At 68.7% G+C, this 23,295-nt stretch carries 23 protein-coding genes; 10 read left to right on the top strand and 13 right to left on the bottom strand.

Annotation, left to right across the window (positions count from 1 at the left end; all coding sequences use genetic code 11):
• Positions 1–16: 16 nt before the first annotated feature.
• On the bottom strand, positions 17–1,327 hold the full coding sequence (locus AC069H_RS02655; protein ID WP_478223844.1) for a UDP-glucose dehydrogenase family protein: 1,311 nt from the start codon (positions 1,325–1,327) through the stop codon (positions 17–19).
• Positions 1,328–1,486: 159 nt separating this feature from the next.
• Here AC069H_RS02655 and AC069H_RS02650 point away from each other — a divergent pair, with 159 nt between their 5' ends.
• A complete protein-coding gene (locus AC069H_RS02650) occupies positions 1,487–2,245 on the top strand; it encodes an SDR family NAD(P)-dependent oxidoreductase (protein WP_478223845.1) in 759 nt (252 codons plus the stop codon).
• A 69-nt stretch (positions 2,246–2,314) separates the two neighbouring features.
• Here the strand turns inward: AC069H_RS02650 and AC069H_RS02645 are convergent, their stop codons facing one another.
• The 3 genes from AC069H_RS02645 to AC069H_RS02635 form a co-directional block, all read right to left on the bottom strand.
• Positions 2,315–2,890 carry a class I SAM-dependent methyltransferase gene (locus tag AC069H_RS02645; RefSeq protein ID WP_478231409.1) on the bottom strand — a complete coding sequence of 192 codons (576 nt, stop codon included), beginning with the start codon at positions 2,888–2,890 and terminating at the stop codon, positions 2,315–2,317.
• Positions 2,891–3,010: 120 nt separating this feature from the next.
• Positions 3,011–3,616, bottom strand: a complete 606-nt coding sequence (locus tag AC069H_RS02640) for a PadR family transcriptional regulator (protein ID WP_478231121.1) — start codon at positions 3,614–3,616, stop codon at positions 3,011–3,013.
• Positions 3,617–3,683: 67 nt separating this feature from the next.
• Positions 3,684–5,330 carry a TM0106 family RecB-like putative nuclease gene (locus AC069H_RS02635; RefSeq protein WP_478231120.1) on the bottom strand — a complete coding sequence of 549 codons (1,647 nt, stop codon included), beginning with the start codon at positions 5,328–5,330 and terminating at the stop codon, positions 3,684–3,686.
• 90 nt (positions 5,331–5,420) lie between these two features.
• Between AC069H_RS02635 and AC069H_RS02630 the strand changes: the two genes are divergently transcribed.
• Complete coding sequence (locus AC069H_RS02630; protein WP_125679227.1) at positions 5,421–5,885, top strand: DUF6474 family protein; 465 nt, start codon at positions 5,421–5,423, stop codon at positions 5,883–5,885.
• 53 nt (positions 5,886–5,938) lie between these two features.
• Here the strand turns inward: AC069H_RS02630 and AC069H_RS02625 are convergent, their stop codons facing one another.
• Genes AC069H_RS02625 through AC069H_RS02610 form a run of 4 tightly spaced genes read right to left on the bottom strand, consistent with a single transcriptional unit; the run spans position 5,939 to position 9,494 of the window.
• Positions 5,939–6,898, bottom strand: coding sequence for a glycine betaine ABC transporter substrate-binding protein (locus AC069H_RS02625; RefSeq protein WP_478223848.1), 960 nt, complete (start codon positions 6,896–6,898; stop codon positions 5,939–5,941).
• Position 6,899: 1 nt separating this feature from the next.
• Positions 6,900–7,679, bottom strand: a complete 780-nt coding sequence (locus AC069H_RS02620) for an ABC transporter permease (RefSeq protein WP_478231119.1) — start codon at positions 7,677–7,679, stop codon at positions 6,900–6,902.
• The gene (locus AC069H_RS02615; protein WP_478223850.1) at positions 7,676–8,860 is read right to left on the bottom strand and encodes an ABC transporter ATP-binding protein; all 1,185 of its coding nucleotides are present in this window, start codon (positions 8,858–8,860) and stop codon (positions 7,676–7,678) included. Before AC069H_RS02615 ends, AC069H_RS02620 begins: the two co-directional genes overlap by 4 nt.
• Positions 8,847–9,494, bottom strand: coding sequence for an ABC transporter permease (locus AC069H_RS02610; RefSeq protein ID WP_340686010.1), 648 nt, complete (start codon positions 9,492–9,494; stop codon positions 8,847–8,849). The genes AC069H_RS02615 and AC069H_RS02610 overlap by 14 nt, the downstream gene beginning before the upstream one ends.
• 302 nt (positions 9,495–9,796) lie before the next feature.
• Between AC069H_RS02610 and AC069H_RS02605 the strand changes: the two genes are divergently transcribed.
• The 4 genes from AC069H_RS02605 (at position 9,797) to AC069H_RS02590 (ending at position 12,720) form a co-directional block, all read left to right on the top strand.
• Positions 9,797–10,285, top strand: coding sequence for a hypothetical protein (locus tag AC069H_RS02605; RefSeq protein ID WP_478231408.1), 489 nt, complete (start codon positions 9,797–9,799; stop codon positions 10,283–10,285).
• A 69-nt stretch (positions 10,286–10,354) separates the two neighbouring features.
• A complete protein-coding gene (locus tag AC069H_RS02600; RefSeq protein ID WP_478231118.1) occupies positions 10,355–11,131 on the top strand; it encodes a YcnI family copper-binding membrane protein in 777 nt (258 codons plus the stop codon).
• Positions 11,132–11,692 carry a copper resistance CopC family protein gene (locus tag AC069H_RS02595; RefSeq protein ID WP_478231117.1) on the top strand — a complete coding sequence of 187 codons (561 nt, stop codon included), beginning with the start codon at positions 11,132–11,134 and terminating at the stop codon, positions 11,690–11,692.
• Entirely contained in the window at positions 11,689–12,720 is a 1,032-nt protein-coding gene (locus tag AC069H_RS02590) for a copper resistance D family protein (protein WP_478231116.1), read from the top strand. The genes AC069H_RS02595 and AC069H_RS02590 overlap by 4 nt, the downstream gene beginning before the upstream one ends.
• A gap of 328 nt (positions 12,721–13,048) precedes the next feature.
• Here AC069H_RS02590 and AC069H_RS02585 read toward each other — a convergent pair whose 3' ends face one another.
• The gene (locus AC069H_RS02585) at positions 13,049–13,615 is read right to left on the bottom strand and encodes a dihydrofolate reductase family protein (RefSeq protein ID WP_478231115.1); all 567 of its coding nucleotides are present in this window, start codon (positions 13,613–13,615) and stop codon (positions 13,049–13,051) included.
• Positions 13,616–13,891: 276 nt separating this feature from the next.
• Here AC069H_RS02585 and AC069H_RS02580 point away from each other — a divergent pair, with 276 nt between their 5' ends.
• The gene (locus AC069H_RS02580) at positions 13,892–15,901 is read left to right on the top strand and encodes a tetratricopeptide repeat protein (protein WP_478231114.1); all 2,010 of its coding nucleotides are present in this window, start codon (positions 13,892–13,894) and stop codon (positions 15,899–15,901) included.
• A gap of 212 nt (positions 15,902–16,113) precedes the next feature.
• On the opposite strand, the gene AC069H_RS02575 is transcribed toward AC069H_RS02580, so the two are convergent.
• Positions 16,114–17,052: a phosphotransferase gene (locus AC069H_RS02575; RefSeq protein ID WP_478231113.1), complete on the bottom strand. Its 939-nt coding sequence runs from the start codon at positions 17,050–17,052 to the stop codon at positions 16,114–16,116.
• A complete protein-coding gene (locus tag AC069H_RS02570) occupies positions 17,012–18,424 on the bottom strand; it encodes a helix-turn-helix domain-containing protein (protein WP_478231112.1) in 1,413 nt (470 codons plus the stop codon). Before AC069H_RS02570 ends, AC069H_RS02575 begins: the two co-directional genes overlap by 41 nt.
• Positions 18,425–18,743: 319 nt before the next feature.
• Between AC069H_RS02570 and AC069H_RS02565 the strand changes: the two genes are divergently transcribed.
• Together AC069H_RS02565 and AC069H_RS02560 are read left to right on the top strand one after the other, a co-directional pair.
• Complete coding sequence (locus AC069H_RS02565) at positions 18,744–19,103, top strand: hypothetical protein (protein ID WP_478224439.1); 360 nt, start codon at positions 18,744–18,746, stop codon at positions 19,101–19,103.
• 13 nt (positions 19,104–19,116) lie between these two features.
• Complete coding sequence (locus AC069H_RS02560; protein ID WP_478223857.1) at positions 19,117–19,539, top strand: hypothetical protein; 423 nt, start codon at positions 19,117–19,119, stop codon at positions 19,537–19,539.
• Positions 19,540–19,892: 353 nt separating this feature from the next.
• Here AC069H_RS02560 and AC069H_RS02555 read toward each other — a convergent pair whose 3' ends face one another.
• Positions 19,893–21,149, bottom strand: coding sequence for an MFS transporter (locus tag AC069H_RS02555; RefSeq protein WP_478223858.1), 1,257 nt, complete (start codon positions 21,147–21,149; stop codon positions 19,893–19,895).
• Positions 21,142–22,464, bottom strand: a complete 1,323-nt coding sequence (locus AC069H_RS02550) for a GH1 family beta-glucosidase (RefSeq protein ID WP_478231111.1) — start codon at positions 22,462–22,464, stop codon at positions 21,142–21,144. Before AC069H_RS02550 ends, AC069H_RS02555 begins: the two co-directional genes overlap by 8 nt.
• A gap of 126 nt (positions 22,465–22,590) precedes the next feature.
• On the opposite strand from AC069H_RS02550, the gene AC069H_RS02545 reads away from it, so the two are divergent.
• Complete coding sequence (locus AC069H_RS02545; protein WP_478223860.1) at positions 22,591–23,235, top strand: TetR family transcriptional regulator; 645 nt, start codon at positions 22,591–22,593, stop codon at positions 23,233–23,235.
• Positions 23,236–23,295: the final 60 nt, after the last annotated feature.

The following is a 23,295-nucleotide window of genomic DNA, read 5'->3' as shown; positions in this document are numbered from 1 at the left end:
GCGGGAGGCAGGTGGGTCAGGAGACGGCGACCGTCCGCCGCAGCGCCGCCCGCGGCCGCCCGACGCCCTGCCACGACAGGCCGACGTCCAGGATCCGTTGCGGGTCCAGGAGATTGCGCGTGTCGACGACCGCGTCGCCGTCCATCTGCTCGGCCATGTACGTCCAGTCGAGCCGCTTGAACTCGTCCCATTCCGTCAGCACGACGACGGCGTCGGCCGCCTTCGCGACCTGGTACGGGTCGTCGACGACGGTCATGCCGTCGATGTGGCCGCCGACGGCGGGGTCGTAGGCGGTCAGTTCCGCGCCGAGCGCGCCCAGCACCGAAGCGACCGCGAGGGCGGGCGAGTCGCGCAGGTCGTTCGTCCCGGCTTTGAACGCCAGCCCGAGGACGCCGATCCGCGAACCGGCCAGCGTGCCGCCGACGGCGCCGGCGATCTTCGCGACGATCCGGTCCCGTTGTGCGATGTTCTCCTCGATCGCCGAGGTGAGCAGCGTGAAGTCGTACTGCACCGACTCGGCGACCCGGACCAGCGCGCTGGTGTCCTTCGGCAGGCACGAGCCGCCCCAGCCGGGGCCGGGCTTGAGGAACGAGCGGCCGATGCGCCGGTCGTAGCCCATGCCCTCGGTGACCAGGTCGATGTCCGCGCCGAGGCGTTCGCACAGTTCGGCGATCGAGTTCACATAGGACAGTTTCATCGCGAGGAAGCAGTTCGCCGCGTACTTCACCAGTTCCGCGCTGGCCGCGTCGGCGACGACGACGGGGGCGGCGAGGTCGGCGTAGAGATCGCCGACCCAGCGGGCGGCCGCGACGTCGTCCGAACCGACGACGATCCGGTCGGGGCCGAGGAAGTCCTCCACCGCGGTGCCCTCACGCAGGAACTCCGGGTTCGACACGACCGGCACGTCCGTGCGACCGAGCATCGCCTGGATGCGCTTCGACGTCCCCACCGGAACGGTCGATTTGGTGACCAGCGCGCACCCCGGCGGGATGACGTCGCCGATCTCGGTGGTCACGGCCTCGACGGCCCGCAGGTCCGCCGAGCCGCCCGCGCCCATCGGCGTCGGCACACAAAGGAAAACGGCCTCCGCGTCACGAACGGCGTCGCGTGCGCCGACCACGAATTCGAGTCTTCCGCTGGTCAGCCCCCTCGACACCAGCTCGGACAATCCCGGCTCCAGGATGTCCACCCGTCCGGCGGAGAGCCTTGCGACCTTCGCCTGGTCGACATCGACGCAAGTGACTCGATGCCCCAGGCCGGCCAAGCAGGCTCCCGTGGTCAATCCGACGTAACCCGTCCCCACCACCACGATCCGAGCAGCGCTCATGGTGCTGAAGGTGACAGCCGGAGTTGACCTCCGAGCGAACGGAATGCTTCAGGTCCGAATACTCCTCACGACATGCTGCGCACCCGGAGTGAGCCATCCCACCCAGGCCCGATGCGAACGAGCGTTAACCTATGAACGGTTGTCGACGAAAGGGAGAACATGCAGATCACCGATACCGCGGCGCTCGTCACGGGTGGCGCGTCCGGGCTCGGCGGCGCGACCGCGAAGGCGCTCGCCGCGAAGGGCGCGCGGGTCTTCGCGCTGGACCTCGCCGGTGCCATCGCGAACGCCGAGCAGGTCGAGAACGTCACCTACGTCGAGGCCGATGTCACCGACCCGGAGCAGGTGCGGGCGGCGGTCGCGACCGCCGCCGAGTCCGGGGTGCCGCTGCGGACCGTGGTGAACTGCGCCGGGATCGGGCCGTCCGCGCGAATCCTTTCGAAGAAGGGCCCGCACGACCTCGCCCTGTACGCGAAGGTCGTCCAGATCAACCTGGTCGGCTCCTTCAACGTGCTGACGCTGGCCGCCGAGGCCATCGCCAAGACCGAGCCGCTGGCCGACAACGCGCGCGGCGTCATCATCAACACCGCGTCGGTCGCCGCCTTCGACGGCCAGATCGGGCAGGTCGCGTACTCGTCGTCCAAGGGCGGCATCGTCGGGATGACCCTGCCCGCCGCGCGCGACCTCGCGTCGCACGGCATCCGCGTGCTGACCATCGCGCCGGGCATCGTCGACACCCCGATGCTGGCGACGGTGAGCGAGGAGTTCCGCGCTTCGCTGGCCGAGGGCGTTCCGTTCCCGAAGCGGCTCGCGCGGCCGGACGAGTACGCGCAGCTCGCGCTGTCGCTGATCGACCACGACTACCTGAACGGCGAGGTCATCCGGATGGACGGCTCGCTGCGCATGGCCCCTCGCTGAGCCTTCCCCACGTGACATGAAGGACTCCTTCATCGCAAAATTCGCGATGAAGGAGTCCTTCATGTCAGATCAGGGGCGGGTGAGGCGGACGTCCAAGCCGATCCCGGCCGTGGTGACCTCGCACGTCCGGAACGCGGTTTCGGCGACCAGCCCACTGAAGTCGACAGGCGTGTAAGCGCGCCGCCGCAGTTGGCCGAGTGTCTGACGGGTCGCCAGAGCGGCCAGTTTGCCGAGCTTCATGCTCGCGACCTCACGTACGATGCCGCCGTCGGTCGCGTCGCGGTTCATGTCCTGCACCACCGCCGTGCCGCCTGGGCGCAGCACGCGGCACATCTCGTCGAGCGACTTCACCGGCCACACGAAGTTCTTGAACGCGGCCTGGCAGACGACGAAGTCGAACGTCTCGTCGTCGAACGGCATCGCCGCGACGTCACCCTCGCGGAACGAAACCTCGACGCCTTCGGCCCGCGCGTACTCGCTCGCGATCTCCACGAACGTCGGCGCGACGTCCAGTCCGGTGACGGAAAACCCGAGCCGCGCCAGCTCGACGGCGAAGTAGCCGGGGCCGAAGGCGACCTCAAGGATCTTCGCGCCTTCCGGCAGGCCGGCCGTGAGTTCGCGGGCCTGTTTCCGCCAGAGTTCGATCTGCGGTTCGGTGCCGCACTGCCGGGCGTAGTTCCGCGAAGTGCCGTCTCGTGGCCGGGTTCCGGTTGCGGGATCGTCGCCCCGGCGGGGTGCTGCAACACCTCGCCGGGGTTCTTTCGGCTAGCCGGTGCTCCCCCTTTCGGCCGACAGGGCCCGCCATTCGGCGAGACCGGGCATCGAGCCGGAAGTCAGCTCCCCGAGGATCGAGCGGACCCATTCGGCTTCCGCCACTCGGATCGCCAGGTGGTATTCGAGTTCGAGCAGCACCAGCCGCGGGATCTCCTCCAGCAGCCGCGCCAGTTCGGCCCGGGTCGAGGCGATGTCTTCGTCCAGTGCGGCCAGCCGGGTGCGGAACAGGGCGATCACCTCGTCCGGCCCGAGCCAGCCCAGCACCGACAGCCCGGCGACGAACTTCGGCTCCTCCGGCGCGAGTCCGGCCAGCAGTTCGCGCAGCCAGTCGAGCATTTCGTCACGACCGGCGTCGGTGATCCGGTACACCGTGCGCTCGGGGCGGGCACCGTCGCGACCGCTCTCGGCGGCCTCGATGAAGCCGTGTTTCCGCAGGTTGCCGACGACCGCGTAGAACGAGCCCCATTTGATCCCCATGTCGCGGTCCTTGCCGCGGCTCTTCAGGATCGAGGCCATTTCGTACGGATGCATCGGCCGCTCGTTCAGCGTGGACAGGATCGCCAGCGCCAGCAGATTCCCGACCTTCCGCCGCTTCAACACGCCTCCTCGTTGACGAGTATTCGCAGGGACGCGCGTGATCGCAAGTTTCCCGGCGACCGGGTGCTCAGAGGTCGTTCATGTACGGCACGGACGTCTGCGCGTGGTCGGTCATCCAGTTCCGCAGCGCGTGCGTCGCCAGGACGTCGTCCTCGTTGTAGCGCAGCAGGCGCTCCCGCTGGGCGGCGTCCGAGAGTCCGCCGTCCATGCCGACGGCGTCGCGGTACCACCTCATCGACGCCTCGCCGCCCGCTTCCGGGTCGCGCCAGGCGAATCCCGCGACCGGCGCGATCACCTTGAGCCCCTTGCCCTGCGAGCAGAGGAACTGGTCGGTGACGCTGCGAAAGAGATCGATCCACTCCTCGGAGTCCACAAAGGACGCGATCTCGGCCTTCTTCGGAACGCCGGGGTACTCGCCGAACCGGTCGGCGGAGCCGAAAAGCCAGCGGTTCTCGGCGAGCGCGTTGTAGCAGTAGGCGCGGAAGGTCAGGCCCGCGGCGAGCGTGCGCTCGCGGACTTCGGTGAACCAGGCCCAGAACTCGGCGAACGACCGGGCCTCGTCCGCGGTCGGCAGCGGCTCCCACGTCGCGAACGCGCGATAGCCCTGCTCCATCCCGATGTCGGCGCCCGTCAGCAGCGAACCCCACAGGTACGCGCCGGAATCGCCGAAGCTCTCCATGTCGACGTCGACCTCGACGTCACCGCGCGGGACCTCGACGCGGTCGACCTTGCGCACCATCGTGAGATCGGCGAGCCAGGCGCGCGCGAGGATGATCGCGTCGGCGAACGTGCCGCCGGTCCAGTTCATCGGCGGCGGTTCGTCGGCCGGATCGAGCGCGGCCAGCTTGTCCACCGTGGACACCCCGGCGCGGCGGAGCTCCATCGCGTCCTCGCCGCGGACGACCAGGCTGACGTCACGGGTTTCGGTGAGCACGACCTCGCACGTCGGCCACCACGGGCAGCGCCGGCATTCGAGGACGCGGGACGGCTCGGCGAGCGGCTCCTCGCCCTCGGCGGCAGCGCTCGCGATGGCGAGCCTGTCGACGAAGCGGCTCTGGTACTCCGTCAGCGCGCTTCGGCCGCCCGGCCAGGTGGCCGCGGACAGGTCGTGCCAGACGACGACGTCCGCGTCGAGCCCGATGACGCCGCCGACGGCGCGGTGCCCTTCGTGCTTTCCGAGCGCTTCGAGCATCCGGTAGAGGTGCGCGAGCCGCATCTGGTCCCGCGGCTGCGAGCGGACCTTTCGCGCCGGATCGGGCAGCCGGTTCGCCGGATCGAGGTCGGTCATCACCGTGGTCGGCGCGCCCGCGCCGCGATCGGTGATGCGGTGCCGCACGACCAGCACCGGCACGTATCCGTCACCGGTGTGGACCAGGAGTTCGGAGCCACCACGCCGATGACCGGCACGATCCACCGGGAGCAGCGCGCCCCAGACGTAGCGCGCTTCGGCGGCGAAGGCCTCTTCGGTGAGCTGCACGCGCTCGGCGGCCGGGAGGTCCCGGGGGATCTTGACCCAGGTCGCGTCGGGTCCCGTCGCCTCCATGAGGCGCCGCACGATCGCCTCGCGATGCGCTGACGCGTCGGCGATCCGCTGCTGCGCGGCGGGGTCGGGCGGGGCGAGCGGGACCTCGCGCATCGCCGGATCGTGTTCCAGGTGCACGCGACGCCGGCAGCGGCTCACCGCTCCCGCGTCCAGTAGCACCTCGTTACTCACAGGCAACACTCTAGAAGGCGTCCGGCAAGCCGACATGCCCGCCACATCGGGGACCAGTAAGTTCGTCTGTGACACAGCGTGGGAGGTGCCATGGCGCGCAAGGCCAAAGCCGTCGAGGGCGAAGGCAGGTTTACCCCGAAGAAGGCGAAGAACGCCGTCGCGGTGGCCAAAGTGCTCGGACCGGCCGTACTGCCGGTGATCGCGCCGTACGCCGTTCGAGCGGCGGGTGCCGCGCGAGAGCTATACGACCGTTATCAAGCGAAGAAGCTCGGCGTCGCCGTCGACCAGCTCGGCGAGTACAGCGGACGCGGTGCCGCGCTGCACGCGCGGATCGCGGGGCTGACGCAGGGGCTCGCGGAGCTGAAGAGGTCGGCGAAGGCGACCGACGCCGACGCGGCCTTCGCGAAGGACACCCAGGGGACGCTGGAGCAGCTTTCGGCGACCGTTCGCGCTTCGGAGCGGATGCCCGCCGCGCGGCGGAAGGCGGCGCATCGGGCCGTGGCCGGGGAGCTGGACCAGCTGGAGGGAAAGCTGCTGCACCGCCTCGGGATCTGAGCTGCCTCGTGAGTGGCTAGGACGGTTAGAACCGTCCTAGCCACTCACGAGGCCTAAGAGATGAACCCCTTCTTCTTCATCCACTCGTAGGCGACCTCGCCCTGGTCACGACCGTCGACGTCGACCTGCTTGCACAGCTCGATCATCTGCTCGTTGTCGAGGGCCGCGGCGACGGCTTCGAGCGGTCCCCGCAGTTCCGGGTGCTGCTTCAGGAATTCCGTCCGCAGCGTCGGCACGGCGTTGTACTGCGGGAACGCCTTCTTGTCGTCTTCGAGGACGCGAAGGTTGAGCCCGGCGATCCGGCCGTCGGTCGTGAAGATCTCGCCGATCGGGCAGGTCCCGCTCGCCACGGCCGAGTAGATCGTGCCGATGCCGAAGTTCTTGATCACCGGGTTCTGGAACCCGTACGCCCGCACGGCGGCGGGGAAACCGTCCTGGCGGCTGGTGAATTCGGTCTCCAGGCAGAACACGTTCTGATCGGGCTTCCGCTTCAGGAACTCCGCCAGGTCCGACGTCGTCTTCAGATTGTTCGCCGCTCCGTAGGCCTCGGTGACCGCGAAGGCGTACTGGTCGTTGAGCGGCGAATAGTTCAGCCAGGTGACGCCGAACTTCGCCTCGTCCGCCGCCTTCGTGGCTTCGTACTGGGCTTGTTCCCCGCCGGGGACGGGGAGTTCGTTGCCCTGGTAGTTGATCCAGCCGGTGCCGGTGTACTCCCACGTGACGTCGGTCTGGCCGGCGAGCAGCGCCTGCCGCGACGAGTTCGAGCCCTTGATGTCGGTCAGGTCGACGACGTCCGCGCCCGCCGCGGAAAGCGCCATCTCGGCCATGTAGCCCAGGATGATGTTCTCGGTGAAGTCCTTCGAGCCCACCGTCACCTTGACGCCCTTGAGCGACTCGATGGGCTGGATCGAACCGGGTTCGATCTTGTACGGCAGCGCGGTGTTGACCTCCAGCCCGCACGCGGAAAGCGTGCCGCACAACAGGACCGCACCGAAGATCGCCTTGAGTCGCATGTCAGCGCAGTCCCTTCGGTCCGAAGAACTGTTCCGCCACCGCGCCGAGCCAGTCGACCAGCAGCGCCAGCGCGACGGCGAGCACCGAGCCGGTGATCAGCACCTTCGTCAGGTTGAGCTTGTAGCCGGTGTCGATCAGCAGGCCGAAACCACCGGCGTTCACGAACATGCCGAAGGTCGCCGTGCCGACGGCCAGCACCAGCGAGGTCCGCAGACCGGCCAGGATCAGCGGGATGGCCAGCGGGAACTCCACCCGCCACAGCACGCCGGACGCCGACATGCCGATGCCGCGGCCGGCGTCGATCAGCGACGGCTCCACCTGTTGCAGGCCGACCATCGTGTTCCGCAGCACCGGAAGCAGCGAATAGAACGCCAGCGGCAGCGCCGCCACCCACAGCCCGCCGGTGGCGCCGGTGACGATGAACCACAGCACCAGCACACCGAGCGCGGGCGCGGCCTGGCCGATGTTCGCGACCGCCAGGAATACCGGCGCCGCCCATCTCGCCCACGGCCGCGTGACGAGCACGCCGAGCGGCACCGCCACGGCGACCACGATCGCGGTGACCACGACGGTCATCGCCAGGTGGTCGCGCAGCGCGGCCAGCAGCCCGGCGGCGTTGAGCGTTTCCTTCTCCGTCGCGGTGAGGTCACTGGCGAAGACCCAGATCAGCACCGCGGCGACGATCAGCAGGACCGCGGCGGGCTGGGCGAACAGCCGGACCCGTTCGGCGCCTCTCGACGAGGACTCGGTGGAGAAGCCGGTATCGACGGTGGCCGTCATGCGGTCACACCTTCCGCCGGGCTGTCGTCGGAGTGCTCCTCGCGCAGCTGCTGGATCGTCGCGATGACGGTGTCGAGTTCGATCGTCCCGGCGTACTCGCCGCGCGCGCCGGTCACCGGGACGCTGCCGCCCTCGGCGAGCATGGCTTCGAGCGCGTCCTGCAGGGTCGACTGGAGGCTGACGTAGTCGCGCAGCGGTTTGCCCGCGGTGGACAGCGACGTCGCCTTGGTCAGCTCGCGGACGTGCACCCACCGCATCGGACGGCGGCGCTGGTCGAGCACCAGCACGAAATGCTTGCGCTGCTGAGTCAGCTTCTCGCGCACCGAGGACGGCGACTCGCTCACCGTCGCCGTCAGCGCGTCCTGCTTAAGCTCGACGTCACGGACCCGCAGCAGCGTCAGCTGCTTCAGCGAGGCGCCGGCACCGACGAACCCTGCGACGGTGTCGTCGGCCGGGTTCGCGAGGATCGCGTCCGGGGTGTCGTACTGGAGGATCTTCGACTGGTTGCCGAGCACCGCGATCTTGTCGCCGAGCTTCACGGCCTCGTCGAAGTCGTGGGTGACGAAGACGATCGTCTTCTTCAGGTCGGTCTGGAGCCGCAGCAGTTCGTCCTGCAGGTTGCCGCGGGTGATCGGGTCGACCGCGCCGAACGGCTCGTCCATCAGCAGCACCGGCGGATCCGCCGCGAGCGCCCGCGCGACGCCGACGCGCTGCTGCTGTCCACCGGACAGCTGACGCGGGAACCGATCACGGAAATCGGCCGGGTCCAGCCCGACCAGGTCCATCATCTCCTCGACCCGGTCGTTGACCTTCTTCTTGTCCCAGCCGAGCAGCCCCGGCACCACGGCGATGTTCTGCGCGACGGTGAAATGCGGGAACAGCCCGGCCTGCTGGATCGCGTAGCCGATGCGACGGCGCAGGGTGTCGACGTCGAGCTTCAGCGCGTCGTCGCCGCCGATGGTGATCCGGCCCGACGTCGGCTCGATCAGCCGGTTGATCATCCGCATGGTCGTGGTCTTGCCGCAGCCGGACGGGCCGACGAAGACCACGATCTTGCCGGCGGGCACCACCATCGAGAAGTCGTCGACCGCGGGCTCACGGGTGCCGGGGTAGCGCTTCGTGACGTTCTCCAGCTCGATTTCGACGCCGGATACGGTTTCAGGAGACTCAGCCACGGACACCCCTAGAGACGGTCAAACGGTTGATCAGGACGTAAACGGCGTCGAGGACCAGTGCGAGGACGACCACCCCGAGCGTCCCGGTCAGTGCCTGGTTGAGGGAGTTCGTGCTCCCCGCGTTGGTGAGGCCGGAGAAGACCTCCGAGCCGAGGCCCGGCCCCTTGGCGTAGGCCGCGATGACCGCGATACCCATGAGCATCTGCGTCGCGACCCGCATACCGGCGAGGATCGCGGGCCAGGCGAGCCGCAGCTCCACCTTGGTCAGCACGCCGAAGCGGCTCATGCCGATCCCGCGTGCCGCGTCGCTGACCGCCGGATCCACGCCGCTCAGCCCGACGATCGTGTTCCGCACGATCGGCAGCAGCGCGTAGAGCACGAGGGCGATGACGGTGGTGTTCGCGCCGAGACCGAACACGGGGATGAGCAGGCCAAGGAGGGCGAAGGAGGGGACGGTGAGGATCGTGCTCGCCAGCGCCGTGGCCACGGCCGACCCGATCGGGCTGCGGTAGACGGCGACGCCGATCACCACGCCGAGGACGGCGGCCAGGATCGTGCACTGCACGACCGCGCTGACATGGAGGAGCCCTTGGAGGGCGAGTCTGTCCCACCGATCCGAGATGTACTCGAAGAGGTTCATCGCGTGCTGGTTCTCCCGCCGCCTCTGGGTGAGACTCCTCACCCATTCGGAGTAGCTGTATCGGGAGCCTGACTACCCAAAAGCCGCGCGGTCAAACCCCTGTTTACCGCCTTTTATCCCGTCAACCTTCCCCATTCGGCCTAAATGGGCAAACGCACGCGCCGGTCCGGCGGTGTCTTTCCCACTGCTCACCAGCCGGGAGGAGATCGACCACTCGGACGTACGTCGAATACCCTTCACCCGTGAGTAAAGGCAGCCATCACCGAAGCGCGTTACGCGCTGTGCGTGGCGGCTTGCTCGGCGTGAGTTCCGCGGCGCTGGCCGTGACCGCGCACATGATCGGGGACGGCGATCTCCCCGATACGGCGATGACGTTGTTGCTCACCGTGCTGATCGGCTGGAACGCCGCCGCGCTCGCCGAGAAGGCGCGCGGGCCGTTGGCCACCATCGTCGACCTCGGCGCCGGTCAGGTCGTGATGCACCTCGTGCTCAGCTCGTTGAGCAGCCACGAACCGCACGGCGAACCCGCACCCTTTTCGGGCGGCCTCGCGATGACCGTCGCGCACGTCGTCGCCACGCTGATCACCGCGTTGCTGCTGGCCAAGGCCGACGGACTGCTGCTCGGCGTCCTCGCCTGCCTGCGCGCGCTGGTCCCCTTCATCCTCAACGCGCTCCCGGTGCCCGCCGCGGTGGCGTCCCCGGTGCTCGCCCGTCCGGCCGGGCCCGGCCACCTCGTCCGCGTGGACCTCCGCCGCGTCCACGGCAGGCGCGGCCCACCCCTGTTCTCCTGAACCCCAGCTCATCCCCCGTAATCGGCGCGGTCCCCGAACCCGCCGTCTCATTCACGTTCAGGAGTTCTCGTGTCCAAGCACGTCTTCAAGCGCGCCGGTTTCCTGGCCGCCACCGTCGGGATCACCGGCCTGCTCTCGGCCGGGATCGCCTCGGCCCACGTCACCGCCAACGTCTACGGCCCCCAGCCGTCGAAGGGCGGCTACGGATCGATCTTCTTCCGCGTCCCCAACGAGGAGAAGGACGCCGGGACGGTCAAGGTCGAGATCACCCTCAAGCCCGAGTACGCGCTCAGCTCCGTGCGCGCCAAGCCGCTCCCCGGCTGGAAGGCCGAGGTCGTCAAGTCCAAGCTGCCTGCCCCGGTGACCACCGACTCCGGCACGCAGATCACCGAGGCCGTCACCAAGGTCTCCTGGACCGCGGAGCCCGGCACCAAGATCGCCGCCGGATCGACCGAGTTCCAGGAGTTCCAGATCAGCGCGGGTAAGTTCCCGACCAACGTCGACGCGATCGACTTCCCCGCCACCCAGACCTACGAGAACGGCAAGGTCGTCGAGTGGAACCAGCCGACCCCGGCCTCCGGTGAGGAGCCCGAGCACCCCGCGCCGACGGTGAAGCTCGCCGAGAAGAGCGCTGACGGACACGGTGGCGGCCACGGCACCGACACCAAGGCCACGTCCGAGGAGTCGCACGCCGCGTCGTCCTCTTCCGACAACACCGCCCGCTGGCTCGGCGGCGCCGGACTGGTCGTCGGCGCGCTCGGCCTCGGTGTCGGCGCCGGTGCCACCCTGCGCGCCCGCCGCGCCACCGCCGCTTCCGGCACCAGCAACACCGAGGGAACCAAGTAAATGCGTAAAGCGATCGTCGCGCTGGCGATCACCGGGGTGGCGTGGCTCGCCACCGCCACCCCGGCCCTGGCGCACAACGTCCTGATCTCCTCGGACCCGGCGAAGGGCGCTTCGATCGCCGCCGGGCCCGCGAAGATCACGCTCACGTTCGACCAGTACGTCCAGAACGCGAACGTCAACCAGATCGCGGTCATCGGACCGGGCGGCGGCCAGTGGGCCGAAGGCCAGGTCGAGGTCCGCGACAGCGTCGTGACCGTGCCGCTGCGGCCGCTCGGCCCGGCGGGCGAGTACAAGATCGGCTACCGGATCCTGTCCGCGGACGGGCACGCCGTGACCGGCGAGGTGCCGTTCACGCTCACCGCCGCGGGCACCGGGACCCCGGCGAGCGCCGACGCGGCGCGCAGCAACGCGGGCCAGGCCGAGACGGCCCCGGCGACCGGCGGCGAAGGCTCGTCCGGGGTGCCGATCTGGGTGTGGATCGCGGGCGCCGTCGTGCTGCTCGCCGTCGGACTGACCGTCGCGCTGCGCACCGGCGCGGACAAGGAGAAGAGCGGCTCATGACCCAGGCCGAGACCACCTCGCGTGCCCGCGTCGCCGTCCTGTTCTGCGTGGTGACGGCGGGTATCGTCGGCGCCCTGATCGGTGTCGCGCTGACGGCCACCGCCCCGGTCCCCGGGGTCGCGCAGGTCAGCGAGGTGGTCTCGGTCTCGATCCCGATCGTGCGGGTGCTGCTGGACATCTCGGCGGTCGCCACGATCGGGCTGGCGCTGCTTTCGGTGCTGGTCGGCTACGACCGGCCGAAGCTCTCCGAGCCGATCATGCGGATCGCGCGGCCCGCGAGTGTCGCGGCCGCGCTGGTCTGGGCGACCACCGCGCTCGTCGCGCTGATCCTGCAGACCGCCGAGTACCGCCCGGGTTCCAGCACGCTGTCGATGTCGGACGTCGGCAGCTACATCGCCGACGTCGGCGCCGGGAAGGCGCTGCTGATCGTGGCGGTGCTGGCCCTGCTGCACGCGGGACTCGGCGTCCTCGCCCTGAAACACGGCGAGAAGGTGCCCGCCGAGGTCCGCGTCGGGCTCGGCCTGTTCGCGCTGCTGCCGCTGCCGGTCACCGGGCACGCGTCGAACTGGAACTACCACGACTACACGATGATCTCGATGGAACTGCACGTGATGAGCGCCGTCGCCTGGACCGGCGGGCTCGGCGCGATGGCGGTGCTGCTCGTCGGGAACCGGACCCTGCTGGCACACGCCCTGCCGCGGTTCTCCAAACTCGCGACGCTGTGCCTGATCCTCGGCACGGCGACCGGGCTGTTCAACGGGTTGATCGAGATCTCGCTCAACCCGTCGCTCGGCTTCTGGGAAGGCGTCTTCACCACGCCGTACGGGCAGCTGGTGCTGCTGAAGCTGTTGTGCACCGGCGTGATCGCGGGCCTCGGCGCGTACACGCGCTGGAAGCTGATGCCCCAGATCGTCCGGCACAACCGGACGGCGCTGGCCGCGTGGGCGACGCTCGAACTGACCGTGATGGGGCTCGCGTTCGGCTTCGCCGTCGTCCTCACGCGAGCCCCTGTCGTGCCGACCACCTAGTTCGCCTGTGGTTCGCCACGACCCTCAACTGTCCACAAAGGACACCAAGTCTGCCCCCTGCGCCCGATATGAGTGCTTTGCCCAGGGGTCGTGAGTGGCGATGATCGTTCTAACCCTCTTTGCCACTCACGACCCCGAAGCCGAACTGTACATATCAGAATAAATCGGGCATTCAAGCGGCGCGGGATGTCCCTTGTGGACTCTCTGAGCAGGACCGGACCACCGGCCGGTCCGAAACCACGCCACCCAGGACACCTCATCCCCTAGTGAAGCCGGCCGACACAGCCTGCACGACCGGGGTCCGATCACGCCGTATTCGCCTCACCCCTCAGTTCTCGACCGCGTACCGCAGGAGCACGACGCCGTTCTCGAACGCGGTGGCCTCGATCGGCTTCAGCTCCCGCCGGTCCTGGAAGACACGCGTCCCCTTGCCGCGAGTCACCGGGCAGACCATCAGCCGGATCTCGTCGACGAGTCCCGCGTCCAGCAGCGACCTCATGAGGGTCAAGCTTCCCCACAGCCACAGGTCCTTGCCGCGCTGTTCCTTGAGCTCGCGGACGGTGGCGGCGGGGTCGCGCGTTACGGTCGCGGCGGGGAAACCGCCCCAAGGGGCGTCGTCCAGCTTGGACGACGCGACGAACTTGGTGAGGTTGTTGAGCTTCTCGCCGTACTCGCCCTGCTCTTGGGCGTGCGGCCAGTAGTCCTTGGACATCGCGTAGGTGTTCGCTCCCAGGATCATCGTGTCGACCGAATCGACGAGCCCCATCACGCTCGCCTTGAACGCCGGCTCGGTCTTCTCGGAGAAGGGCTCGCCCGACACGAAGCTCAGGCCGCCGTCTTCCTCCGCGGCGATGTTGTCGACGGTGACCCACTGCTGAACGATGAGCTTGCGCATGTCCGTCCCTCCGGTTCGCGCGGCCACTCCGGCCGCGTCCGCCCCGGGGACGAAGCCGTCGAGCCGGTCTCGACATCACCCGCGCGACTTTTCGCGAGCTGTTACACGCCTTGCTCCATCCGGCCGCATTTGACCGATTTCGCTGTTCTCGTCGGACCTACGCCGGGATGCTCTACGCGTTCGCTGGGTTAACCCGAAGAGGGGATGTTGATGGGCGGCCCGTTGCCGGGTGAAAGTGAAGTCAGCACGCCACAGGTACCGCGCCAGCGATCGGCGGTGAAACTCACCAGGCAGGTGAGTTCGGGGCCGCGTCAGCTCCCGCCCGCGCCCGCGCATTTCACCAACCGCACGGCCGAGCTCGCGCTGCTCGAAGAACTCCTGTCCCAGGACGACACCGACGGGCCGGCGGTGCACCTGATCAGCGGCCAGGGCGGGATCGGGAAGACGGCGCTGGCCACCGCGTGGGCCCGGCACCTCGGCGACCGGTTCCCGGACGGGCACCTCTGGGCGGATCTCGGCGGCTTCAGCGCCAACGGCCCGCTCTCCGCGAGCGAAGCGCTCGGCCGGTTCCTCCGCGCTTTGGGTGTTCCGCCGGAAGGGCTGCCCGCGGACGTCGAGGAGCTCACCGCCCTCTACCGCACGACGACCGCCGAACGACCGTTGCTCGTGCTGCTCGACAACGCGGGTTCGACCGAACAGGTGCTGCCGCTGCTGCCCGCCGGCGGCGAAAGCCTCGTGATCGTGACGTCGAGGCGCCGTCTGGGCAGGCTCCAGACCGAACATCGCGCGCGTCTGGTCGAGCTGGCCCCCTTCGGTTCCGCGCACAGCGCCGAACTGCTGGGCCGCGCGGTCGGCGCGGAGCGGGTCGGCGCCGAAGCCGCGCAGGCGCGGGCCATCGCCGACCTGTGCGGCGGCCTGCCGATCGCCCTCACCACAGTCAGCGCCAAGCTCGCGGGGCGGCCGAAGATGTCGCTGGAGAAGATCGCCACCGAGCTGGGGAAGGAATATCGTCGACTGGCCACGCTCTCGACGAAAGAGGCGCAATCGGTGGAAGCCAGCTTCAACCTCTCCTACGACGAACTCCCCTCGGACGCGGCCGCGCTGTACGCGGCGCTCGGCCTGCATCCCGGACCCGACTTCGGCGTCGGCGTGGCCGCGGCGTCGATCGCCGTCCGCGAGGAGGTCGCCGAAGACCTGCTGGACCAGCTCGTCGACGTCGGCCTGCTGATCGACCGCGGCGACGACCGGTACACCTTCCACGACCTCGCGCGGCTGCACGCCAAGGAGAAGACGGCGGGCAACGAGTACGACCGCGACATCGCGGTGCGCCGCATGCTCGAGTGGTACCTGCACACTGCGTCCAAGACCACCGCGATGACGGTCCCCGACCAGGACCCGATCCCGTACCGGTACGAATACCGGCCGCCGACGCCGGTCTCGTTCGAGTCCGCCGACGAGGAACTCGCCTGGCTCGAACGGGAACGCGAGAACCTCATCGCCGCCGTCGAGACCGCCGAAACGTGGCAGCTGCCGGAACTCGGCTGGCAGCTCGCCGCCGCGATGTGGCCGCTCTTCCTGCTGCGCAAGCACTATCCGGACTTCCTCAAGGTGAGCCAGGCAGGCGTGCGGTGCGCGCGGGCGTGGGGCAACGCCTCCGCCGAGGCCCTGATGCACAACCGCAGTGGAGCCGCCTGCCGCGGCACCGGCCGGTACGACGAAGCCGTCGCGCATTACGAGGCGGGCCGCGAAGCCGCGCGGAAGGCCGGGAACGAGGTCGTCGAGATCCGGTCGGTGGAAGGGCTCGGCCTGGTCGCGCTGGCGCAGGGCAGGCTCGAAGACGCGGTGCGGTGGTTCACCGAAGACCACCGGCTGAGCGAACGCCAGAACCGGACGCACGACGTCGGGCTCGCGCTGATCAACCTCGGTTCGACCCAGCTCAAGGCCGGTCGGCCGGATCCCGCGATCGAGCATCTCACCCGCGCTCGCGAGGCACTGGCCGCCGACCCCTACAACGTGGCCCGCGCCCGGACCGACCTCGGCCGCGCCCTCACCGCGGCCGGGGATCTCGCCGCCGCGCGGACCGAACTCGAAGCGTCGCTCGCCACCATGGAGGCCAGCGGGTCGCGGTTCGAGGTCGCCAGGGCGCTGTCCGCCTTCGGCGAGGTCGCCGAGGCGGAAGGGAACCCCGAGGAGGCGAGGCGGTTCTACGACCGGGCGTTGCCCATCCTCGTCGGCCTCGGCCGCCCGGAGGCTGACGCTCTGCGCACGCGACTGGAGCAGCTCTGACCCGGTGGCCCCAATCGGTACCCGGCGACCGGGTGAGCTCGCCGCGCCGAATGACGCAGCGTAGTTGCAAGTTGCACATTCGGGGGAGCATTGGGTCAGGAGAAGTGATTAGCCGGGGCGAATTCGTCACCGATTGATCGGCGAATTCGGACAAGCGACGAACGGTCATTCGTCGTCGGCGAATGCACGTGCAGACGCCTTTCCCGGGTGAGTCACCGATACCGGTTCCAGCGTGCCCCGGTGCGCCCGTTCCGGAGATCGTTCAACCGTTTCCGCAGTTCATCCCGCACGCTGGGATGACTGCGGAGAATCGGGAGAACACTCGTCGTGAGCTTGAGTTCGCGGATGGCGCGCAGTACCGAGAAGCCGGACCAAGTGGTCACGTCGAATCCGTATCGCTGCGCGAACACGCGATAGCGGGCGGGTGGATCACCGAACCGTTCACGGCCGACGGCGAGCGGCGTCAGATCCCATTCCGGCGGCCCGACACAGGACGAATCGAAATCGCACAGCACCGGCCCGTCCGGCCCCGGGATCACGTTCCCGGTGTGCGCGTCCCCGTGGACGAGGCCTCGGGGCAGGGGGAAGTCGAGGTTCGCGAGCGCGGCTTCGAGCTCGGCACAGCGTTCGAGCAGGAACCGCCGGTCGCCGTCGTCCAGTTCCTCCGCGTCCGAAACCCGGGCACGGACCGCGGCGACCGGCGCCCATTCGGCGAGCCCCTCCGGTGGTTCGAGCGCGTGGACCCGGCGCAGGAGCGCGGCGAGGTCGGCCGCCTTCGCCTTCCGGCCTGTCCCCGGCACCTTCCACCAGACCGTCACGAGATGTCCGCCGACCGGCAGTGGCTGGTCGAGGCCGGGAACGAGGCGGATGGCGGGCACGTCGTGCCGTTCGAAGTGCCGCGCGACCCGCACGACCGTGCCGACGCGATGCCGCAGCCGGGTGGAGCCGACGATCCGGACGACGAACGGCGCGCTCGCCAGCTCGTAGACGGCGTTGTTGGTGAACCTCAGCAGGCGGGCGCCTTCGGGGTCCACACCCAGCAGATCGCACGTCCGCCCGAGGGCGTCGCGCAGGATGGCGGGCGTGAACCGGCCGCCCGGGCCGATCGGCTCAGGCGGCGTAGAACGAGTTGAGGCGGTCGGCGAGGTCACGGGCGTCGGCGTTGTTCCGGCGGCGTTCCGCCTCGACCTGCAGAGGTCGCATCCGGTCCTTCACCCGCTCCGATTTGATGCCCTCGGCGCAGTCGATGGCCTTCGAACCCACCTTCGCACCGTGGTCGAGGTCGCCTTCGAGCAGGTGGTTCGTCGCCAAGGCGCTGAGCATGAACGTCTTGCTGCGGGCCATGTCGTCGGTGTAGGCCTCGACGGCCTTGGTCAGTGCCGGGATCGCGTACTTGGTGTGCTCGGCGTTCTTCTCGGCGAGCACGGTGTGCACGGTGCCGATCATGGCGTAGACGTCGGTCTCGGTGAAGAACTTGACCCAGGACTCGGCCTCGGCCAGATCGGCGCGGGCGAACTCGTCCTTGCTCCGGCCGAGCAGCTTCGTGGCCTGCTCCTCGTTGCCCATCATCGCGTAGGCCCACGCCTCGTTGGCGCAGAGCACGGCGACCGCCAGCTCGGAGCCCGATTCCTGGGCGGCGATCTGGCCGAGCTGGAACAGTTTCAGCGCGTCGTTGGGAGCGTCGTTGTGCAGGTAGACCCGGCCCATCCGGTACAGCACGTTGGCCACCAGCGGGTGACTGTCGCCTTGTTTGGCCAGGTCCAGCGCGTTCGCGAAATGGCCGCGCGCGGAATCCATGAGCCCCGTGTCGAAGGAGGTCCACCCGGCCAGGCCGTGCAGGTCGGCGAGGGCGACGTACAGCCTGCTCTTGACCATCTCGGTGCCGGTGGACTCGAGCATCTGCTGTCCCCAGGACAGCTGGGCGACCACGGCGTCACGGCAGAAACCGCCGCCGTACTGGTAGTCGAGGGACCGGAGCGCTCTGGTCGCGGCTTCCACCTGGCGGACGTCGGTCATGCCGATCCGCCCGGGGGCGGGCGTCTTGGCGGGCCCCGCCGACCACGTACCCGATTCCGGACCGAACACCGCCGCACCCATCGTGACCTGGGCGGCGTGCGCGAGGAACCTCCGTCGCTTCACGGACTCGTCCTCCTCCGCCTGCTGGCCGTCGGCAGCACCGACGACCTTTATCGCTGTCGCCTCGTCATAGGCGAGACCCATGTATCCCCTGGGGACACCAAGGCCGTCAGCGATGCGGGTGAGCACGTCGTACGCCATCACCTGGCGACCCTTGAGGATCTCGGACACCTCGGACTGCGACTGGCCGGTCATCGCGGCGATCTGACGCTGCGACACACCGTGCTTGCGCAACAACCGGTACACGGAGGAGATCTCCCGTGTGGCCAGTGCGGCTCGCATCTCCGGCTGCTCCCAGGCATCCGGCGGCACGGGGTGACTCTGGCGACTCGAACCGCTTACAGCGTCCGAGCCGGCGACAGCGCCGCCACCGATACTGGCGTCCATTGCGCCCCCTCACAGTTCCGTTGGGGTCGAGAAACAGCGTAGGCACACCTATTCAACCGTGCGAAACACCGGATCGCCCGTCGTGATCGGCCCGGCAGAAGTCGTTTGACCGCTTACCGTGAAACCTCGTCCGGTCACCGCTATGACGGCGGTTCGACCTTCTATCGCACTCGGTTTCACATCACTGTAGTTGTCAGATCTCCGTGACCGACCGGCCACCGGCAGCCATCACGGAGAGCTACCAAGTCTCCGAACCCCCGCAAGGGTGCGGACACGCGGATACGAAGACGACGTGGAACGAGAGAGCGGAGAAGAGCCAGTGGAGTTCGTGGACTCGATCGCAACAGGCTCCATCACCGCGGGACGGCCCGGTATGGCCACGCGCCACCTGCGTGCGGCCGGCCCCGTCGGTCAGCAGACGGTCGCCAACCGTCCGGTCTCCCCTTCCGCCCCGGTCGACCCTCGTACCGCGAGTGTGCGCCGTTACGAAGGCGGACAGCTGGTCTGGCGGGTGCAGTGCGGCGATCTCATCAGCCGTGAACGCGCCGTCACCGTGTTCGTCGAAGACAACCAGGTGGTTCTCGTCTCGCCGCCAGGAGAGACCGCGCGCCTGACGTCCGGCCAGCTCGGCCAGCTCAGGGCAGCGCTCAACGAAGCCGCCAAGATGGCGGAAAGGTAACGGTGAGTTCTCCGTGGATCAGGTCCTAGGGCAAGTTCTCCGCAACGCTGTTTGGGAACGCCTCGACATGCTCTCCGATCTCGCGACCAGGGCCGACGCGCAGTCGCTCGTCTCGGTCGCCCGCTCGGAGCTCCCCCGCCTGACCGAAGGCTGGCGCGCGATGCTCCAGGCGCACGAGCCCGACGAGCGCGGGGACTGCCCCACCTGCTCGACCCGCTGGCACAAGTGCAAGGCCCCCTGCTCGGTATGGCAGGTCGCGCACGAGCACCTGGTCGCCGGTGGCCTCGCCCCCCAGCAGACCGCGGCCACCCAGGACCACCGGCGCGAAAGCCGCCGCCGTGTCCCGGGGCAGAGCAGGGTCAGCGCGGCTGAAACGACCGGCAGGCACGCGCTGGTCAACCCGCGTCGTGCCGCCATCGGCGGCGTGCACGCTTAGAAGAATGCCGCAGCCTGACTCATCTTGAGAAAACACAGCTTGAAGCCGGGCGAGTGAACGGCGGTCCGAGCGCCCCCTCGGCAACCACGCCACGATCTCGCCTCCGCCGGCAGTGGTTCGCGCGTACCCCCGAACGCGACGAGCCGCTCTCGGTAATCACTCCGGTCCCCACCGCGATTAATCGAAAATTATCGGCAGAACACCTAGCGAAGGCAGTAATCGGTCGCTAGGTTGATGATCACAAACGCAGCGCGATACCTGCCCCGGAGCGCGCTGTCATCCCCCGAACCCCGCGGGCCGGTGCCGTTGCACTCCCCTCCCCCGACCGGCACCGGTCCGCGGTCTCCAACGTTCTAGCGGACGCCCTTCACCCGCGTGACCAGCACCGCGGCGATGACCGTGGACAGCGCCGAAGCCGCGAAGAGACTCGAGTATCCGCCCAGGTAGGCCAGGATCGGCGCGGTCAGCATCGGCGCGACCACCTGCGGCAGCGAGTTCGCGATGTTGATGACCCCGAGATCCTTCGCCCGGTCCTGCGCGGCGGGCAGCACCTGGGTGAGCATCGCCAGCGCGACGGCCATGTACGCGCCGAAACCGACACCCAGCAACGGTGACGCCGCGAGCGCGGCCGTCCAGTTCTGCCAGACGACGAGCAGCGACGCCGCGACCGCCATCACCGCCGAGGCCGCGAGGACGTACGGCTTGCGCCGTCCCGACTTGTCGGAGAAATGCCCGGCGACGAGCGCGCCGACGACGAGCGCGGCACCGTAGAGACCCATCATGATCAACAGGCCGGTGTCCGGATCCTCGTAGTGCACCGCGTCCTTGAGGAAGAACAGCAGGTACAGCGTCCCGAACGCGTTGCCGAGGTTGATCATGAAGTGGCAGGCCCACGCCCAGGCGAAGTCCGGATGCCCGCGCGGGGAGATCCACAGGTTCGCCAGCACGTCCCGGGTCCGGACGGACGGGCGGAACGCGACCGGCAGCCGCGCGTCCGGCGTGCGCAGGACGAACGCCGCCGCGCCCGCCAGCACGATGGCCGCGCACACCGCGTATCCCAGCGGGAGACCGGCGAGGTCGAGCATCACCACGACCACCACCGCGCCGAGCACGGTCCCGAGCATCTGCGCGATGCCGACGAGCCCGCCGACCTGCGCACGCTGGGGCACGGGCACGCGGTCCGCGATGGCCGAGACCAGCATCGCGAGCATCCCGTTCAGCCCAGCCTGGACCAGGCACCAGCCGAGCACCATGACCGCGACGTTCGGCGCGAACGCGAGGACGAGCAGACCGGCCGCGGCGACCGCCGCACCGGCCGCCGTCCACGGATGACGGCGGCCGCGGGCGGAGCAGGTGCGGTCCGACAGCAGGCCGATGGCCGGGTTGGCGATCAGCGCGACGACCGCGCCGATTCCGGTGACCAGGCTGAACACCGCTTCTTTGTTGGCGGCGTCCAGAAGCTCGGCCTGCTTCGGCAGGAGGACCTGGATGGGCGCGTAAACGCCGAGCCAGAGCGCGATGTTCGCGAAGAACAGCAGGCTCATCCAGCCCGCGCGGACCCTGGTGACCGGTTCCGCGAGCGCCTCGGGCAGCTCCCGGACCTCACTCATGGCGGATCAGATCCCGGTACCAGCCGAAGGAGTCCTTCGGCGTGCGCTTCTGCGTCTCGTAGTCGATGTGCACCAGCCCGAAGCGCGGCTGGTAGCCCTTCGACCATTCGAAGTTGTCCATCAGCGACCAGACGAAGTACCCGCGGATGTCGACACCGGCGTCCATCGCCTCGCGCACCGCGACGAGGTGGCTGTCGAGGAAGTCGATGCGCTCCTGGTCGTGAACGTGCCCGTCTTCGGCGACGACGTCGTCGAAACTGCACCCGTTTTCGGTGATGTAGACGGGCGGGAGATGCTCGCGGTAGCGGTCGTGGAAGCCGACGAGAAGATCGCGCAGCCCATGCGGGACGATCGGGGAATCGTTGGTGGTCATGGGATATCCCTCGATCGCGCGAAGCTCGAAGGGAAGAGGGTTGCCTTCGCCGGGCGCGGCGACGCCCTGCGGCTCGTAGTAGTTCACCCCGTAGAAGTCGAGCGGCTGTGCGATGGTGGGCAGATCATCGGCGAAGCCCACTGGGAGATGTTCGACGACTTGTTCGGGATATCGGCCGAGGAGCACCGGATCCGCGTATGTGCGATTGATGAGGGCGTCGATCCATTCGCCCGCGGCCTTGTCCTCCGGCGAATCGGAGGCGGGCCAGATCGGCGAATGATTGTTGGCCGTGCCGACGCTGCGGGCACCGGCGGCGCGGAGCGCCTGGACGGCGAGACCGTGCGCGAGATTCTGGTAGTGCGCGGTGGGCAAGGCGTCGAGCAGGAGCGTCTTGCCGGGGGCGTACTCGCCGATCGCGTAGCCGAAGATCGACATGACCATGGGCTCGTTGAGCGGGATCCACATTTTCACCCGATCGGAGAACCGTTCGCCCACGATGGCGGCGTACTCCCCGAAGCGTTCGGCGGTATCACGGGAAAGCCAGCCGCCCTTGTCTTCGAGCGCCTGCGGGAGGTCCCAGTGGAACAGCGTCCCGGTCGGCGCGATGCCGGCGGCACAGACTTCGTCGAGCAATTTGTCATAGAAGGCAAGGCCTTCGGCGTGGGGCTTGCCTTCGCCGCCGGGCTGGATTCTGGGCCAGGCGAAGGACATCCGGTAGGCGCCGACGCCGAGTTCGGCCATCAGCGCGATGTCCTCGGAGTAGCGGTGGAAGTGATCGGCGGCTACTTTGGCGTGCTCAGCCCGCGCGATCTTTCCCTCCGTTTCGGTGAAAGTGTCCCAAATGGACTGCCCTCGGCCGCCTTCCCCGGTCGCCCCCTCGATCTGGAAGGCGGAGGTCGAAACACCCCACAGGAATTCGGACGGGAAGGTCGGATTCTCCACCGGCGGCACACCTTTCCTCTTCAGACTCGGCCGAACATGAAAAGTTCTCAGATACTATGCCTTCACTCGACCGGGGGGAACCCTGTCGGCACGATAAAGTCGCAGATCAGCGAAGGAGGAGCCCGAGTGTCCGACATCCAGGCCGCGAAACCGCAAGCGGAGACCACTCCGCTCCGGCGGCAGCCCGTCCAGCAGCGCAGCGCCAAGCGGGTGGAGCAGATGCTCGACGCCAGCGCCCAGCTGATCGACGAACTCGGTTACGACGCGTTGACGACCACACTGATCGCGAAGCGCGCCGGCGTGGCCGTCGGTTCGCTGTACCAGTTCTTCCCCGACAAGCGGGCCGTGGTGCAGGCGCTGACGCAGCGGAACCTCGAACGGTTCGTCGCCTCGGTGTCGGAAACCCTGAACGAGCTCGCGCCCGAACACTGGTGGGACGTCGTGGATTCGATCCTCGACATCTACCTCGCGATGCACCGCGAGGTTCCCGGCTTCTCGAAGGTCCACTTCGGTGACGTCGTGGACCGGCAGCTCCTCGACGAGACCCGCGACAACAACGCCGTCATCGTCGACGCGCTCACCGACGTGCTTTCGGCGCGGATCCAGTCGCCGCCGGACGACATCCGGTTCGCGCTGACGATCGCGAACGAGACGGCCGACGCCTTGCTGAAGCTGGCCTTCCGGCGGGACCCTCGAGGGGAAGAGCGGATCGTGGCGGAGGCGAAGTCCGTGGTGAAGGGGTACCTGGCGAGCAAGTTCGGCGAGTCCTGAGGGTTACTTCCGCTGGGGCTCGCTGCTGGGCTTCGCCGGGGGTTCAGCCCGGCCCGGCTC

The sequence above is a fragment of the Amycolatopsis sp. NPDC043887 genome, from assembly GCF_056435665.1.
Note: the sequence above shows the minus strand (reverse complement) of the source record. Positions and strands in the feature narration are given on the sequence as shown.